Source organism: Burkholderia sp. WSM2230, assembly GCF_000472445.1.
GTDB lineage: Bacteria > Pseudomonadota > Gammaproteobacteria > Burkholderiales > Burkholderiaceae > Paraburkholderia.
In genome coordinates, this window is the sequence record NZ_AXAJ01000007.1 from 245,147 (window position 1) to 260,696 (window position 15,550).

The 15,550-nt window shown below is 59.3% G+C and carries 15 protein-coding genes; 7 read left to right on the forward strand and 8 right to left on the reverse strand.

All coding sequences use genetic code 11. From position 1 onward, the window contains the following. Nucleotides 1–27 precede the first annotated feature (27 nt). Entirely contained in the window at nt 28–1,215 is a 1,188-nt protein-coding gene (locus tag A3AC_RS0116280; protein ID WP_025600115.1) for a glycosyltransferase family 4 protein, read from the forward strand. Here the strand turns inward: A3AC_RS0116280 and A3AC_RS0116285 are convergent. After that, nucleotides 1,191–1,826: a phosphoesterase PA-phosphatase gene (locus tag A3AC_RS0116285; protein ID WP_025600117.1), complete on the reverse strand. Its 636-nt coding sequence runs from the start codon at nt 1,824–1,826 to the stop codon at nt 1,191–1,193. The two genes, A3AC_RS0116280 and A3AC_RS0116285, sit on opposite strands and share 25 nt — an antisense overlap. A 76-nt stretch (nt 1,827–1,902) precedes the next feature. Next, on the reverse strand, nt 1,903–3,150 hold the full coding sequence (locus tag A3AC_RS0116290) for an O-antigen ligase family protein (RefSeq protein ID WP_025600118.1): 1,248 nt from the start codon (nt 3,148–3,150) through the stop codon (nt 1,903–1,905). A gap of 603 nt (nt 3,151–3,753) precedes the next feature. Here A3AC_RS0116290 and A3AC_RS0116300 point away from each other — a divergent pair. The 4 genes from A3AC_RS0116300 to A3AC_RS0116315 all read left to right on the forward strand — a co-directional run bounded on the left by A3AC_RS0116300 (nt 3,754) and on the right by A3AC_RS0116315 (nt 8,169). Next, nucleotides 3,754–5,268, forward strand: a complete 1,515-nt coding sequence (locus A3AC_RS0116300; RefSeq protein ID WP_025600121.1) for a mannose-1-phosphate guanylyltransferase/mannose-6-phosphate isomerase — start codon at nt 3,754–3,756, stop codon at nt 5,266–5,268. Between the two features lie 39 nt (nt 5,269–5,307). Further along, nucleotides 5,308–6,684 (forward strand): undecaprenyl-phosphate glucose phosphotransferase, encoded by a 1,377-nt coding sequence (locus tag A3AC_RS0116305; protein WP_025600122.1) that lies wholly within the window; start codon nt 5,308–5,310, stop codon nt 6,682–6,684. 112 nt (nt 6,685–6,796) lie between these two features. Next, on the forward strand, nt 6,797–7,822 hold the full coding sequence (locus tag A3AC_RS0116310) for a sugar-transfer associated ATP-grasp domain-containing protein (RefSeq protein WP_035475272.1): 1,026 nt from the start codon (nt 6,797–6,799) through the stop codon (nt 7,820–7,822). After that, entirely contained in the window at nt 7,819–8,169 is a 351-nt protein-coding gene (locus A3AC_RS0116315; protein WP_084515477.1) for a hypothetical protein, read from the forward strand. The genes A3AC_RS0116310 and A3AC_RS0116315 overlap by 4 nt, the downstream gene beginning before the upstream one ends. Before the next feature lie 47 nt (nt 8,170–8,216). On the opposite strand, the gene A3AC_RS0116320 is transcribed toward A3AC_RS0116315, so the two are convergent. After that, nucleotides 8,217–8,723, reverse strand: coding sequence for a phasin family protein (locus tag A3AC_RS0116320; protein WP_025600127.1), 507 nt, complete (start codon nt 8,721–8,723; stop codon nt 8,217–8,219). A gap of 190 nt (nt 8,724–8,913) precedes the next feature. Between A3AC_RS0116320 and A3AC_RS0116325 the strand changes: the two genes are divergently transcribed. Then, nucleotides 8,914–9,300, forward strand: a complete 387-nt coding sequence (locus A3AC_RS0116325) for an ester cyclase (protein ID WP_025600129.1) — start codon at nt 8,914–8,916, stop codon at nt 9,298–9,300. Nucleotides 9,301–9,323: 23 nt separating this feature from the next. On the opposite strand, the gene A3AC_RS0116330 is transcribed toward A3AC_RS0116325, so the two are convergent. The 4 genes from A3AC_RS0116330 to A3AC_RS0116345 are packed head-to-tail and all read right to left on the reverse strand — an operon-like array spanning nt 9,324 to nt 13,844. Continuing rightward, complete coding sequence (locus A3AC_RS0116330; RefSeq protein ID WP_025600130.1) at nt 9,324–10,784, reverse strand: efflux transporter outer membrane subunit; 1,461 nt, start codon at nt 10,782–10,784, stop codon at nt 9,324–9,326. Between the two features lie 11 nt (nt 10,785–10,795). Further along, entirely contained in the window at nt 10,796–11,938 is a 1,143-nt protein-coding gene (locus tag A3AC_RS0116335) for an ABC transporter permease (protein ID WP_025600131.1), read from the reverse strand. Then, nucleotides 11,935–12,879, reverse strand: coding sequence for an ABC transporter ATP-binding protein (locus A3AC_RS0116340; RefSeq protein WP_025600133.1), 945 nt, complete (start codon nt 12,877–12,879; stop codon nt 11,935–11,937). Before A3AC_RS0116340 ends, A3AC_RS0116335 begins: the two co-directional genes overlap by 4 nt. Then, nucleotides 12,876–13,844 carry an HlyD family secretion protein gene (locus tag A3AC_RS0116345; protein WP_025600134.1) on the reverse strand — a complete coding sequence of 323 codons (969 nt, stop codon included), beginning with the start codon at nt 13,842–13,844 and terminating at the stop codon, nt 12,876–12,878. The genes A3AC_RS0116340 and A3AC_RS0116345 overlap by 4 nt, the downstream gene beginning before the upstream one ends. Before the next feature lie 87 nt (nt 13,845–13,931). Between A3AC_RS0116345 and A3AC_RS29250 the strand changes: the two genes are divergently transcribed. After that, the gene (locus tag A3AC_RS29250) at nt 13,932–14,744 is read left to right on the forward strand and encodes a CerR family C-terminal domain-containing protein (RefSeq protein WP_025600135.1); all 813 of its coding nucleotides are present in this window, start codon (nt 13,932–13,934) and stop codon (nt 14,742–14,744) included. Nucleotide 14,745: 1 nt separating this feature from the next. Here the strand turns inward: A3AC_RS29250 and A3AC_RS0116355 are convergent, their stop codons facing one another. Beyond that, entirely contained in the window at nt 14,746–15,534 is a 789-nt protein-coding gene (locus A3AC_RS0116355; protein ID WP_025600137.1) for an aldolase, read from the reverse strand. Between the last annotated feature and the right edge of the window lie 16 nt (nt 15,535–15,550).

The following is a 15,550-nucleotide window of genomic DNA, read 5'->3' on the forward strand; positions in this document are numbered from 1 at the left end:
CGGCGCGTAATCTCACAGGAGATAGAAGTGAAAGTCGCTATTGTTCACGATTGGCTGGTGGTTTCGGGCGGCGCTGAGAAGGTTTTGAAAAGCATTATCGAGTGCTTTCCGAAAGCGGACGTCTTTTCGATTGTCGACTTTCTCGAGGACCGCGACTGCGTGAAAGGGAAACCGGTCAACACCTCGTTCATCCAGAAGATGCCCTTTGCGCGTAAGCGCTATCGTGCCTATCTTCCGCTCATGCCGATCGCGATCGAGCAACTCGATCTGTCCGCATACGACCTGGTTATTTCGAGTTCGCACGCGGTGGCCAAGGGCGTACTCACGGGACCGAATCAGATTCACATCAGCTACGTGCATTCGCCCATCCGTTACGCGTGGGATTTGCAGCATCAGTACCTGCGCGAATCGCACCTGAACAAGGGGCTGAAATCGATAATGGCGCGCGCGCTCCTGCACTACATTCGGGGCTGGGATTCGCGTTCTGCGAACGGTGTCGATCATCTGCTGGCAAATTCGCATTTCATCGCGCGGCGAATCAGGAAAGCATATCAGCGCGACGCCACTGTCATCTATCCGCCCGTCGATCTCGACAATATGAACATGTGCACACAGAAAGAGGACTTCTATGTGACGGCCTCGCGGATGGTGCCTTACAAGCGCATCGACCTGATCGTGCGCGCCTTTTCGCAGACGCCCGAGCGTCGGCTGGTGGTGATCGGCGATGGGCCGGAAATGAAACGCGTCAAGGCGATTGCGGGCCCGAACGTGACCATACTCGGCCACCAGCCTCTGGATGTGCTGGTCGATCATTTGCGGCGCGCGCGCGCATTCGTATTCGCGGCGGAGGAGGACTTCGGCATTTCGGTTGTGGAGGCGCAGGCGTGCGGTACGCCGGTTATCGCGTTCGGCCGGGGCGGCGCGCTCGAGTCGGTTATCGGTTTGCCTCTCGAGCAACCTACAGGCGTGTTCTTCGGCGAGCAGACTGCGGAATCTTTGCTTGAAGCTGTGACGCGCTTCGAGCGCAATGCGTCCTTATTTGATCCGCTCAATTGCCGCCAGAATGCCGAGCGATTCTCGACCGAGAACTTCAAGACGGCATTGACGGATTTCATCGACGCGCGGCTTTTGCGCAGCTCGATCGAACAGCTTCGTCCTTATCTCGTGCGCGAGCGTACTGCCGGGGAACGTCACCTTGCTAGTGTGCCCTCGTAAGACTGAATACGGTATTTGACGCGGCCGGCGAATGCCATGATCGAATGAGCATGGCTATGTAGTTGCGGCGAACGCGTTTCAATGAGCCGCTGAAGCGGCGCCTGATGCCCATAGGCGAGCACACACACGCACAGAAAGCTCGCAGCCGACCATGCGGGCCGCGCGTGCTCGGATTCAACGGAAAGCGCCTTGTGCAGGAACAGCAGGCCGACGAGCGCGCCGAGTATCCAGCCTGAAACCACTTCGGGCACGGAATGCGAAAGGTCCATCAAACGCGATATGCCGGTCAGTGCGCCGATGCCGAGACCTGCCGCGATGCCCGGCAATGCCGGCAGACGCCACCATTTCAGTTGCAGTGCAATGGCCACCATCCAGACCGAGGTGGACAGCATCGCGTGGCCGCTAATCACGCGGAAATCAGAAGCCGGAAACGATAAGCCCCAGCCCGCATAGAAGACCTTGCTTGCGCCGACAATGGCGACACCGGCCGCGAGCATTGCGATCCAGCGGCAGGCGAGCTTGATGTCGAATAGTGCAATCCAGCAGGCGCAGACAGCCGCCACCGGTAAAGTGACGGCCGCATCGCCTATGTTGGTGAATACTGTCCACATAGGGTTTCTCGTTCTTGTTCGGTTTGCTGCAGCGGGATATTGGCGTTCCCGCTGCAGTGAAGTGGGCGTGAAATGGTCAGACGCGCGAGCGGACCAGCGAGTTCCGCCGGCGGAATTCCGCGAAGATTGCATTGGCCGATTGCGAGGCCAATAGCAGCGAGATGACGAGCGAAAGGATCAGAACGTTCGAAGGCGACACGAGGCGATGTTCGGTTGCCGCCATGACCAGCAGGCATACCGAAGAGATCTCCACAAACCGGAATGCCGCGAAGTTTTGACCGCCGCCCACCAGCGCGCCCGCAGCCGCCCCGAGCTTGCTCCATTCCACGAGTTTCCAGAAAAAGCTCAGCATCAGGAAAAGACCGATCACGCCGGTCTCGGCGAGGAAATTGAGGTACGAGTTGTGAGCGTGCGAATCGCTATGTTCGACAATAATGTCTGACGGCGCGCCAAACAGGTGGAAGTACGAGATGACACTGCCGATGTGATCGTCGAACGAACCAAAGCCGAGGCCAACAATCGGGCTCTGTTCGAAATAGGTGAGCGCGCGCGGCCACAGCCACTCATAGCGGATGTTGAGATTGGCCACTTTCGCATCCTGGTTGTGGATATTGAACGGATAGCCCATGTAGTCCACGCCCGGGTCTGTGTGATAAACCGCCATTGCAAGAGAGCACACTATCAGGCCGCCCATCAGGACAGCCAGCATCCAGCGCTTGCGGCCGAAATAGAGGTACGGCAGTACCGCGGCGGCGCCTAACAAAGAGCCGCGGCTGTAGGTGGAGAACAGCATGAGCGCGTTCATTGCGAGCAGCCCGAGCACGACCGTGCTGCGCTTTTGCAGATAGCAACCCACGCCAAGGCAGAACAGCATGGCGAAGAACCCCCCCGCCGCATTGCGCGCAATGAAGTAGCTGCCGAAGCTGTTGTCCGGATTGGTGAAGATGCCTAGCAAACCCGTGCCGACGATGTAGAGCGCGTACGGTGGGATATTGATGCCGACTGCGAATATGAAGAACGTGCGAAGTACTTTATTCAGGTCGAGGCGATGGACGTACAGACACCCGGCAAAAATGGGAGCATACGAAATGAAAAAGTTACCGTCGCGCCGATAGAACTCAAATTCCGCAAATGATTTCGGATCATAGAGCAGCGTGGAGACGACGATAACCACCGTCAACGCCGTTAGCGGCGTAATAAACGCCGGATAGCGCCGGCCGAAAAAACGCCACGAATACACGAAGATCGGCACGAAGCCGACCGCGCTCAAAGGCACGAAGTTCGTGACCGTTAAAAACAGCGCAAGTAGCGAAATGTAAGCCATTGCGACTCCCGAAAAAACAAATGGCGCATAGCTTGCAATGACAGTGCCATTACGTGCGAACACAACCTGGTTGGAGAGGCTGCGCGCCCCATAATGGCGCGCCCGAACAGGGGCGGGGCCCTACGTTTGGATGAACGAAATTGCCATCTGTCATGAAGGTGGACTACGCGAAGGTACCACGCGAAGGTACCACGTATAGGCACTCATTTCCACGCGCGAGCACGCACTCCGAAGCATCAGGAAAGGCCCAATGCGCGGCTGCGCACAGTGAGGCCACGAGGCTGGCCAAAACCTCAACTGAACGCGCCAGCATTGCTGTGGTGCAGCGTGAGGTGACTATGATGTATCACATCGAGTAATGCTTCAGTGGCATCGGCTTTCTGGCGCCACGCCGATATGTGTGCTGTTTCTTCGTCGCTAGAGGGTGAGAAAGGCGGCACACATGCCTAGTTTTGCGCGGACAGCGCGGCTCGCCGAGCCCGTTGATGCCCACACCCCGTCATTGATCACATGTGAGACCACAGCGTTGCCGACGTGCAGGGTATTTCGTCGGCGCTTATGCGATTAATCGCGCTGTGGCCTTCATGTCCAGGAGCGATAAAAATGGATAAAGTATTTGCAACCGCCGGCGTGATCGAAACCGAGGCTCGAAACGAAGTCTCGCAGCAATGCCCGCCGCTCGCGCAGGTGATTCTTGCAGGCGGGTCCGGTACCCGTCTATGGCCTGTCTCGCGCGAGCAGTTTCCAAAGCAGCTCATCGACGTGATCGGCGACAGGACGCTGCTGCAGGCCACGATGACCCGGATGGACAACTTCAGTCCCTTGTGGACAGTAGCGCCCGAACCGGTGATCGTATGCGGTGCGGAACATTACTTCGCAACTTACGAACAGGCTCGCGAAAGCGGCGTGACCGCCCGGATTGTCGTCGAGCCCGGGCGCCGCGATACGGCGCCTGCGCTGACGCTGGCTGCGCTCGCCGCGGCTTCGGAGGGCAAGGACGTCATTCTTGTGGCAATGCCCGCGGACCACGCCATCGAAAACCTCCCGGCGCTTCATCAGGCGATACAGATCGCAGCAGGCTATGCAGACGGGGGCGCGATTGCGACTCTCGGCGTTCCGCCCACCGGCGCCGACACCGGCTTCGGCTATATCCGCCTCGGCGCTGCGTTGAACGACGGTGCCCATCGCATAGAACGCTTCGTGGAAAAGCCGGCGCCCGAGCTCGCGGCACAGTATGTCGAGTCCGGCAATTACTGGTGGAATAGCGGCATGTTCGTGGTGCGCGCATCAGTATGGCTTGCTGTCATCAAGCAGTTCCAGCCGCAAATTCACGATGCGTGCGTGCGGGCCTACGAAGGCGCGAAGGTCACCGAAGGCTGCGTCGTGCCCGATGCCGAGGCCTTCCTGCAATCGCCATCGGATTCCATCGACTACGCGGTGATGGAGCACCTCGGCAAACCCGACTCGCAATTCGCGGGCATAGTCGTGCCGCTACAGGCAGGTTGGTCCGACCTGGGCTCATGGGACGCCGTGTGGCAGGCAATGGAAAAGGACGAGTGCGGCAACGCAGCAAGTGGACGGGTTCTGTTCGAAGGCGCGACGGCGACCTATGCGCGCTCGCAAGGTGGCCGATTGCTGGCATGTGTCGGCACGCACGACCTGATTGTCGTCGAAACGGACGACGCCGTTCTGGTGGCCGACCGTTCGCACGTGCAGGACATCAAGGGGCTCGTCTCGCGCATCAAGGCCGAAAAATCCCCGGAAGCCGAAGCGCACCGGAAAGTACGTCGCCCATGGGGCTTTTATGATTCCATTGATCACGGCGACCGCTTTCAGGTGAAACGCATCGTCGTGATGCCGGGCGCGCGCCTGTCGCTGCAGATGCATCACCACCGCGCGGAGCACTGGGTCGTCGTAAGCGGCACCGCGCTCGTCACGCGCGGCGACGAGAAATTCCTGCTTGGCGAAAACGAGTCGACGTATATTCCGCTCGGTGTTCGTCATCGTCTGGAGAACCCCGGCTGCGTGCCGCTTCAGATCATCGAGGTGCAGTCCGGAGCCTATCTGGGCGAGGACGACATTGTCCGCTTCGACGACAAGTATGGCCGTGCAGGTTAATCGATGGTGGCGAACCAGAGCGTGTTCGAGGGGTCTGCTATGCGATTGATTACCGGTCTGTTGGCCAGATTGTTCGATGTGGCGATGATTCTCGGCGGCGCGGTCGTCGCTTCGCACATCCGTTTCGACGATCTTGCGCAACACAACTTTTATCTGGCTTTCGTCGCTTTCGCGGCGGCGTTTTCGCTTGCTATCTTTCCTGCTCTGGGCGTCTATCAATCGTGGCGCGGTCGTTCGAAACGCGTGCTCGTGGGGCAGGTGGCGCTCGGCTGGCTGATCGTGCAGGCATGTGCTCTTGCCTTGATGTTTTCCCTGCATCGCATCGACTTCGTGTCCCGGCTCTGGTTCGCGTACTGGACAGGCATAGCGGGCGGCGCGATGATCGCGGGCCGCATGGTGACTCACGTTCTGCTCGGGCGGGTTCGCAATGCAGGGTTGAATCTGCAGAAGGTGGCCGTTGCGGCATGCGGTGATCATTGCGACGAGATCTTGCGCAAAATGGAGAAGGAGCCTGCCGCGGGCTTTCGGCCCAGCGCCGTCTACAATCTGCGCCCCGGCAAGAAGACGACCAGTTCTGTGCCCACGTTCGAACAGCGCGCGGCCTTTGCGAAATATGTGCGTGAACAGCATGTCGATGAAGTGTGGCTCGCGTTGCCTTTATCGGAAGAGCGCGCAATTCTCGAATTGGTCGGCGAGTTTCGCAACGACCTCATAAACGTGCGTTTCATGCCGGACGTGCGGGCTCTCGCTCTCTTCGACGGAAGCGTGACCGAATTGCTCGGCTTCCCCACCATCAATCTGGCCGCATCGCCTTTGCCCCCGAATGCAATGGTGAAGAAGGAATTGTTCGACCGCGTCTTTGCGCTCGTTGCATTGATCGCTGTGTCGCCGATACTTCTTGCGTGTGCGATAGCGGTCAAGCTGAGCTCGCCCGGCCCCGTCTTCTTCAAGCAGTGCCGCAAAGGCGCGGATGGACGCGTCTTCATGATCTACAAGTTCCGCAGCATGCGCCTGCATCAACAGAAGCAGGGTGTCCTCGAACAGGCAACGCGCGGGGACCCGCGCATCACGCGCGTCGGGCGGTTCCTGCGGCGCACGAGCCTCGACGAGTTGCCGCAGTTCTTCAACGTGCTGCGCGGGGATATGTCGGTGGTGGGTCCAAGGCCGCACGCACTCGAACACGACGACCTGTATCAAGGCATCGTCTCCGGCTATATTCACCGCTACCGTATCAAGCCAGGCATCACCGGCTGGGCGCAGATCAATGGCTTTCGCGGCGAGACGGACCGCATCGAGAAAATGGAAGGCCGGGTGGCGCATGATCTGTACTACCTGCGGAACTGGTCGTTTGCGCTGGACGTCAAGATTATTTGCGCGACCATATTCAAGGGCCTGCATCATCCGAACGCTTACTGATCCGTCCATCGGATCGAGGCCTCGATCATGCAGTGCATCAGTTGCGTAACGTGAATCAAATCGCTGAGCAGCTATGAAACTAAACGACGTCGAAAAAGTAGTCAGGCGTTCAATGAAAAAGGTGGGGCAATACGCGTTCCATCAGGTTCATGGCGCGCAGGCCAAACGCGCTCTGCAGCAATTGCAGAAGAAGTACGGACCACCAGATCCCGCCAACCTGAAGCTGGCCGATACCTACGCGCGCGATGTATTCGGCGACGCGATTTACGCGCCCTGGTTGCGCGTTTATGCAGCGTTCAGCGGGACATTCAAGGAGGGTTGGATTCCCGACAACTACTACGGCGGCGTGGTGGTGCCGAGCATGAAGGGCGGCTACGGGCGAATCTCGAATCTGAAGCCGATGTCGCGCGTAATCTTCGGCTGTGATGCGTTTCCGGACATTGCCTACTTCGCGAACGGTCTGTTCTTTACGGATCGCAACGTCGTGGTGCCCGAGCAGGAACTCGAGAACGTGGTGTTTAGCGAGTGCGACAGGGTCGTTTTCAAGCTCGACGGCTCGGCGCAAGGCAAGGGCATTCATTTCTTCGACCGCACGTCGTTCGACTGCGGTTTGATCAAATCGCTCGGCAACGGCGTCATTCAGAAGTTCATCGTTCAGCATCCGCTTCTCAGCACGTTCGCTCCAAACTCCGTTGCCACCTTGCGCCTGACGACGACGGTGGACGACCTGGGCCGCGCTTCCTTGCGTGCCGCGTTCCTGCGCCTCGGCAGAGCGCGCCATACCCACATTAGTGTCGATGACGAGGTCTGCGTACCCGTGGATCTCGTCACAGGAGAACTGGCCCGGCAAGGGTACCTGACCGACTGGGGCGCGACGGAAGAACATCCCGATTCGAAAGTCCGGTTTGCCGGCCTGAAGATGCCCGCATTCGGCGATTGCGTTGACACGGTCCTGCGTCTTCATCGCAAGGTGCCTTTTGCGCGCTGCATAGGGTGGGACGTGACCGTCGATAATGACGGGAAGGTTCAGGTGATGGAATGGAACGGCGAGCACAATGACGTAAAGTTCAGTGAGGCGACGCAGGGCCCATGTTTTTCCGACCTGAAATGGGAACTGCTGAACTCTGGTTCCTTATGACAGTATCCGGCAAGGAAGGCCGCGTGAGCGAACAATTGTGGTGCGTCCATATAGAAGGGCCTGACGACTTCATCGCGGCAGATTCAAGAGATGCGGCGGAGCGCGAGGCGTCGGCCATCAATGCGTATATTGAGGGCTCGGGAGAAGGCCATAGCGATGCGCCGGTGCGCGCAGTCGCGATGGAGTGGCCGTTCACGCCGGAGAGTCATGCACGCGCGCTGGAAAGCGACTGGGAAGATCTACAGCGCATGCCGCATCGGAAGCGACAACCGGCTTCGTCGCAGAGCATATTGACGAACATTGCGCGGCGCGTGAAGGAACTGATCGAGGTGGCGCGCGGCACATGAGTGAATTGCCGGCGGCGCGCCGCGTGGCAGCGCCGCCGTGGTCGCACCTAGTGCAGATTGGCTCGAGGGCTCGACGAAACGACATTGCCGGAACTGTCGACGATCACGACAGGCTCGTTGCTCGGGGCCGGTGGCTGTTCGATCGCAAGTGGACTCGTGATATTCGTACGGTCAGTAGACACGATGCCAATCCACGCAGCGCCATCAAGAAGCGAGAACAGGCTGGACAGATAACTTTGCAAACTGTCTTGCACCACACTCGTAAAATCATTGTGCACGTCTACTGCAATGTCTTCGACGTGCCCCCAATAGGCGCACGTCTTTTTTATTGCAGCGGGAACCTGCTGGAACTGCAGGTCGAATATCTGACCCAAAGATCCGGAAGAAAGCGCCGCGTCGACAAGCGCCTGTTGTTCGGATAGTGAAGTCTTCACAGTCTGCAGGTTCAGTTCGACAACTTTTTCAACGCCGGCAACGGCTTTTGCGGCAAACTCGTAGGCGATTTGATGGTTTTGCTGGGAAACATCCGGTTGATTAAGGACGACTGCGTTCATGAGGTGCTCCGTATCAGTGCGAGTGAAAGGAAGTCCGCGACAACAGGCAATGATTTAGCAACGCCTATTCCTCCTCCTCAAGTGGATCGCAGAATAGCGGCTGAGAGCCGCGGGCGCATGGCTTGCTCGCGTGGGCGGCGCAATGAAGAATTCGTGGTTCTATCGTTTGACGAGGAATGGAACGATTGTCATGACCCAACTCGATCTCTCGGACATTTATCGAAGCTACATTGCGTGCCTGAATAGACAGGACTGGCAGAAGTTGCCGCAATTCGTGCATGACGACGTGTACTACAACGACCGGCGGATCGGTTATTCAGGCTACCGCGCAATGCTCGAGAGAGACTTCCGCGACATTCCAGATCTTCATTTCGACATCGAGCTGCTGCTTGCCGACCCGGCGTATGTCGCGGCGCGGCTGCGCTTTAATTGCACGCCGAAAGGCAGATTTCTCGGTCTCGAGGTCAACGGCCGAACAGTGAGCTTCACCGAAAATGTTTTCTATGAATTTCGCGGCGAGAGAATCGGCCAGGTGTGGTCGGTTATAGATAAGGCGGCTATTGAAGCGCAACTTTAGTCGCAAGGCAAACCGGCGGTCCGTTAGAAGGTGCCGCGTGCGGAGGCCTCTGTCACGCCCTGGCCGAGCGCCTGGAACAACGCAGCGGTGTCCGAGAAGCGGTTTGCCTGTGCGCGAGTCCGATCCAGTGCAGTCTGCAAGGACTGACGTTCGGCGTCCAGAAGAGCGAACTGACTGATGCCGCCAGCCGCGTACTGCTCACTCGCGACGTTCAGGCTCGCTTGCGCTTCCTGCGCGGCCTCGGCGCGAGCCTGCAGTTCGCGCGCGTCGTTTTGCATGGCGGTCAGCGAGTCGGCCACCTGTTGCAATGCCTGCAACACGATTTGCCGATAGTTGGCGAAGGCGCCCTCATAGGCGGCCTCGGCCGCGCGCTTCTTCGCGTGCAGTTCTCCTCCGTGAAAAATCGGCTGCGTCAGATTGAGCCCGATATTCCAGATGTTCAGGCCATTCACGATGTCGCCGATCCGCGTTCGCTGCGAGCCGATTCCCGCCGACAGTGCAAATTGCGGATACAGGTTGGCCGTTGCGACGCCCACGTTCGCGCTCGCCTCGTGCAGCAAGGCCTGCGCCGCCCTGATGTCGGGCCTCGCACGCGCGAGTGCGGACGGCAAAGTAAGCGGAATATCCAGAGGTAAGTGCAGCGCATCGAAAGTGAGGTCGTCGAAATCTGCTTGCGAGGGTGCCCGCCCGAGCAGAATGGCGAGTTGATGATCGGCGGCCGCAAGCTGTGTTGCAAGCGGCGGCAGTGCTGCACGTGTCTGTGCGAGCAGCGTGCGCTGGCTGCGTACATCCAGTTGCGAAACGCCGCCGGCGGCGAAGCGCGCTTCCATGATCGATAGCTGATGTGCCTGTGCATCGGCGAGGCGCTGCGTCAGCGCTATTTGCTGCTGCAACGACGCGCGCCGCACGGCGGTAGACACGATATTGCCCGCAATGCTCAGGCGCGCTGCATCGAGTTCATACGACTCGTAATCGACTTGCGCCATGCTTGCCTCAAGCGCACGGCGATTAGCGCCGAATATGTCAAACGCGTAGGAAACACTGACCGATGCGCCGAACAACGAAAACGGTCCCGCATTCTGCACATTCGGAATGCCGAACGCTGCTGGATCGACCTTCTGGCGTGTGCCGGAAAGCGTTGCGTCGATACTTGGGAATTGCGTCGTGCCCGCGAGCGCCGTGTAGTTTTCTCGCGCCTGAACCAGGCTCGCGCGTGCCTGCGCTAGCGTAGGGTTCTGGTGCAACGCTTCATCCACGAGACGGTTCAGTGCGTCGGACTGGAATTCGCGCCACCACATCGGCATGACGCCTGGCGCGATGGTGAACGTCTGGGAGGCGCCTGCGGGGTCATTGGACGAGACCGTACGTTCGGGCATTGCGCCCCGGGTGTAGCTTTGTGTTTCCGGCGCGGCGGGGGCGTTGAAATCAGGTCCGACTGCACAGCCGCTCAGAATGATTGCGCACACAACAAGAAGTGGTTTCATCAAAGTTCTTCCTAGTCGAGTGTGCGCCGGTAAAAGCGCAGTGCAATCGCCATGACAACGGCAGTGAAAAGCGCAAGGGGCCATACCGACGGCCACAGGTCCGCCCAGCCGTCGCCCTTTAGAACAATCCCGCGAATGAGCCGGTTGAAATAAGTCAATGGCAACAGGTTGCCGATGAATTGCGCCCATTGCGGCATGCCCGCGAACGGGAACATGAAACCGGACAGAAGAATATTCGGCAGGAAATAGAACACGGTAAGCTGCATAGCCTGCAACTGGTTCTGCGCGAGCGACGACAACGTAATGCCCACTGTGAGATTCGCGGCAATGAAGAGCAGCGCGGCCAGGTAGATTGCGACCGGACTTCCCACAAATGGCACGTGAAACACGAAGCGTGTTGCGATCAGAATGATGGACGCCTGAATCAGCCCAATCGCGACATAAGGCACGATCTTGCCGGTCATGACCTCGACGGGTAGCACCGGCGTAGCGAGCAGGTTTTCCATCGTGCCGCGTTCGCGCTCGCGCGTGACGGCGAGGCCTGTCATCATCACGAGCGTCATGGTCAAAATGACGCCCATGAGTCCGGGAACCACGTTGTACTGCGTAATCCCTTCCGGGTTGTAGAGATTGTGGACCTGCACGTCGAACGCGCTTTGCCCGCCGTTCAGATGCGCGAGCGGTCCCCTGATGTCCTTGTCGGCGACCGGCTGCACGAGGTTGGGCAGCGCGGCGACGGCGGTGTGGGTCGCCGTCGGGTCGGTCGCGTCTGCTTCGACCAGCAACGAAGGATGTTCGCCGCGGAGCAGCTTCCTCGAGAAATCGACGGGTATTGTGAGCACGAACTGAACGCGGCCTTGCGCGAGCGCGCGGCGTCCCGCTTCCTCGTCGGGCAGCGTTTCGACGATGTCGAAATACGCGGAATTGGTCATTGCCGCGATGAAGCTGCGCGAGAATTCGCTCTGGTCGTGAACGATGACAGCGGTGGGCAGATGCTTGGGGTCGGTGTTGATGGCGAAGCCGAATAGCGCAAGCTGAACGATGGGCACGCCGACGATCATTGCGAACGTCACGCGGTCGCGCCGTAACTGAAGGAACTCCTTTAGCACCACGCTCCACCAGCGCGTCAACGAAAAGGCGGTCACTGTGCTCACGATCGAGCTCCAAAGTTGTCTCGCGAATGACTCATCAGATAGATGAACACGTCTTCAAGTCCTGTTTCGATCGGCTCCATGCGCAAGTTCGTGCCGGCAGTGGCTTGCCTGAGCGCGCGCTCCAACGCAGCATGATCGCGCCCGCTTGCATGCAGCGCGGCGCCGAATACGACGGTCTGATCGACACCAGGTGTGGCACGCAGCTTCTCGGACAGTTCGCTGAGATGCTCGCCCTGAATGGACCATGTGGCGAGGTCCTGTGACTCGATTACTTCTCTCGATGTGCCTTGCGCCAGCAATTTTCCGTAGGCGATATAGGCGAGTTTGTGGCAGCGCTCGGCTTCATCCATGTAGTGCGTGCTGACCAGCACGGAAATGCCGCGCGCCGCGAGCCGATGCAATTCCTCCCAGAAGTCGCGGCGCGCGGTAGGGTCGACGCCCGCTGTCGGTTCGTCGAGCAGCAACAGTTTGGGTTCGTGCAGCATGCAGGCGGCGAGTGCAAGACGTTGCTTCCAGCCGCCGGACAGCGAGCCGGTGAGCTGGTTGGCGCGGCTTTGCAGTCCAAGTGCCTCGAGCGATCTGTCGACCACTTCGCGGCGGTTACGCATCTGGTAGACGCGCGCGACAAAGTCGAGGTTCTCGCGAATCGTCAGGTCTTCCCAGTACGAGAAGCGCTGCGTCATATAGCCCACGTTGCGCTTGATCTGCGCACTCTCGCGGCGGATGTCGTAACCGAGGCATGTGCCGTTTCCGGAGTCCGGCGTAAGCAGTCCGCACATCAAACGGATAGACGTGGTCTTGCCGCTGCCGTTCGGCCCGAGAAAGCCAAAGATTTCGCCGCGTGCCACCTGCAATGTAACGTCGTTGACCACATGTTTGTCGCCGAAATGCTTGTTCAGGCCATGCACGTCGATGACATAGTCGGGGGCGCCTGCGCTCATTTGAGCACCACCGCCACCGGCTGCCCCGGGTGAAGTTTCGTTGCGTCCGCAACGGCAGTGTGCGCCTCGATCATGAAAACGAGCTTGGCGCGGTTTTCGTTGCTATAGATGACTGGTGGCGTGTACTCCGCTTTGCTCGACACGTAGGTGATCTTCGCGGGCAAATCCGCTGCGCATCCGTCGCAGTGAATCGACACTTCGCGGCCAGGGGCGAGTGTACCGACCAGCGTTTCCGGCACGAAAAAGCGCACCTTGATGTTCTGCGGCGGCAGCATTTGCACGACCGGGTTGCCCGCAGGCACCCACTCACCGCTGCGATAGAGCGTGTCGTAGACAAGCCCGTCCGCGGGTGCGGTTACGCGCTTCTGATCCAGCTTCCACTGAACCTGTGCGACAACGGCTTCGGCCGCGGCGACTTGTGCCTGTTGCGCAGTGATCTGCTGCGAGCGCGCGGGTAACCGCGCGACTTCGACCTGACTCGTGAGTTCGCGCACTTGCGCAGACGTGGCGTCCGCATTCGCGCGCGAATCGTCGAGCTGGGCTTTCGAAATGCCGCCTGCGTTGTATTGCGCTTCGTCGCGTACGAGTTGTAGCGCCGCCTTGCGCGCGTTCGCCGTAGCCTGCGCGAGCTGCGCGCGGTTGACGTTGACTTCCGGCACGCGCTTGCCGGTCTGAATGTCGACGAGTTGCGAGCGGGCCGCCGCGAGTTGCTGCTGTGCCTGTTGCAGCGCAGCGGTTTCGTCCACAGAATCGAGCGCGAAGAGTGGCGCGTCTGCTTTTACGGTTTGACCGCGCGCTACCTGCAGCTGCACGAGCTTGCCCGCCTGTGACGACCCCAGGTACACGAATTCGCCTTCTATATAACCCTGGTATGCGTTTTCTTCGCGGTGCGAGCATGCTGCGAGCAGTACGCCGATAAGCAGTGCGTATGCCGGCTGTCTGCCCCAGGTGATGAGGTGCTTCATTGGTTATGGTCCGCGCGGATGAAGTACAATGAATATATGCGAATTGAAATTTGAATTCAAACTATTCTTCCGGGCCTGCCCATCCCCATGCCGACAAAACGAGCGACGACTGCTGCGAAAATGACAGACAGGAGCAGGGAAGTAAAACCCGCCAGAAAATCCGCGGCGGCGTTGGCACGCACGCGCCATACAGAACATGCAAAGCCGGTCAGGGAGCCGGGACCGCGCAAGCAAACACAAGAATCGGGACGTATGAAGCGCGCGAGCCGGCCTGACGGTGCGGCAACGCGCCAGCATCTGCTGGACACTGCGGGACAGATATTCGCCGCGCGCGGTTTTGCCGATGCGACCAGCAAGGAAATATGCGAGCGCGCGGGCACGCCGATGGCGTCGGTGAACTACCACTTCGGCAGCCGTGAGGCGCTTTATGAGGCGGCGCTCGTGGAGGCGCACCGTCAGGTGGTGAGCCTTGACGAACTGTCAGCGCTGACTGAAGGACCGGGCGATGCGCGGGACAAATTGCGCGCGGTTATCTCGCGATTCGTGGGACTTTCCACTAGCAACGGCGCGCCGTGGGGGTTCATGCTGATGCTGCGCGAAGTGTTGTCGCCGTCGCCAGCCATGCCTGCGCTCATCGAAAAGGCGGTGCGCCCAAAGGCCGCTGTATTGCTCGGACTGATCGGAGAAGTATTGCAGTTGAATCCGCAAGAGCCGGCCGTGCAGCGAGCGTTGATGTTGAGCGTGCTGCCTTGCATCGCACTGATGATCGCGCCGCGCCAAGTGCAGGCAGCTTTGCTGCCCGCCGTTGCAAAAGACAGGACTGCGCTTGTGGAAGACTTCACCCGCTTCGTCATGGCGGGACTCGATGCAGTCGCCGCCGCGCATAAAGCACGCAAGTAGGCTATTGATCGAACACAATCCCACGCCTGCGCAACTCCCGCATTCCGCTCTCAAGATGCGCACGTGCGCTTTCCTTGTCGGCGGCGCGCATCTGTTCAGAGGTACGTTGCGCCACTTCGTGCGGCACGGCCTTTAGTGCGCGATTGCTGCTCATTGCCTTGAGTTGCACTTGCGCTGCGCGCTCCAGGTAATACAGGTCGTCCCATGCTTCTGCAATGCTCTCGCCCATCACCATGACGCCATGATTCTTGAGGAACACAATGTCGGCGTCGCCGGTTGCCGTGGCGATGCGATCGCCTTCCGAATCGTCCAGTGCGAGGCCGTTGTAATTTTCGTCGACGGCAGTGCGGCCGTAGAACTTCAGGGCGGTTTGCCCGAGCCACAACAGCGGTGGACCTTCCAGCAGACATAACGCAGTGGCGTTCGGCATATGCGTGTGAAAAGCGGCCTTCACGCGGGGCTTTAGCCGATGTAATCGCGCGTGAATGTAAAACGCCGTTGCTTCGGGCTGGCCGTCGCCGGCCACGACATGTCCGTCGAAATCGCAGATCAGAAGCCGCGATGCAGTGATCTCCGAGAACGCATAGCCGTACGGATTCACGAAAAACAGATTGTCGTGTCCGGGCACTACTGCTGAAAAGTGATTACAGATTCCCTCTTCGAAACCATATTGCGCCGCCAGTTGGAAGCATGCCGCGAGTTCGATACGCGCCTCGCTGACGGCGTCGGAGTCGAGTCGCAGCGTCGACGACGATTGCGGCGAGCCAACAGAAGAAAGTGTATGCGCCATATTGGTCGTTCCTCAA

Bases quoted from the DNA above. Each gene is read 5' to 3' on its own strand.
- A3AC_RS0116320 (WP_025600127.1), bottom strand. From the start codon at position 8,723: ATGAACGCAGTCGTCCTTAATCAACCGGATGTTTCCCAGCAAAACCAT.
- A3AC_RS0116300 (WP_025600121.1), top strand. From the start codon at position 3,754: ATGGATAAAGTATTTGCAACCGCCGGCGTGATCGAAACCGAGGCTCGA.
- A3AC_RS0116325 (WP_025600129.1), top strand. From the start codon at position 8,914: ATGACCCAACTCGATCTCTCGGACATTTATCGAAGCTACATTGCGTGC.
- A3AC_RS0116355 (WP_025600137.1), bottom strand. From the start codon at position 15,534: ATGGCGCATACACTTTCTTCTGTTGGCTCGCCGCAATCGTCGTCGACG.
- A3AC_RS0116310 (WP_035475272.1), top strand. From the start codon at position 6,797: ATGAAAAAGGTGGGGCAATACGCGTTCCATCAGGTTCATGGCGCGCAG.
- A3AC_RS0116340 (WP_025600133.1), bottom strand. From the start codon at position 12,879: ATGAGCGCAGGCGCCCCCGACTATGTCATCGACGTGCATGGCCTGAAC.
- A3AC_RS0116290 (WP_025600118.1), bottom strand. From the start codon at position 3,150: ATGGCTTACATTTCGCTACTTGCGCTGTTTTTAACGGTCACGAACTTC.
- A3AC_RS0116305 (WP_025600122.1), top strand. From the start codon at position 5,308: ATGCGATTGATTACCGGTCTGTTGGCCAGATTGTTCGATGTGGCGATG.
- A3AC_RS29250 (WP_025600135.1), top strand. From the start codon at position 13,932: ATGCCGACAAAACGAGCGACGACTGCTGCGAAAATGACAGACAGGAGC.
- A3AC_RS0116345 (WP_025600134.1), bottom strand. From the start codon at position 13,844: ATGAAGCACCTCATCACCTGGGGCAGACAGCCGGCATACGCACTGCTT.
- A3AC_RS0116330 (WP_025600130.1), bottom strand. From the start codon at position 10,784: ATGAAACCACTTCTTGTTGTGTGCGCAATCATTCTGAGCGGCTGTGCA.
- A3AC_RS0116315 (WP_084515477.1), top strand. From the start codon at position 7,819: ATGACAGTATCCGGCAAGGAAGGCCGCGTGAGCGAACAATTGTGGTGC.
- A3AC_RS0116285 (WP_025600117.1), bottom strand. From the start codon at position 1,826: ATGTGGACAGTATTCACCAACATAGGCGATGCGGCCGTCACTTTACCG.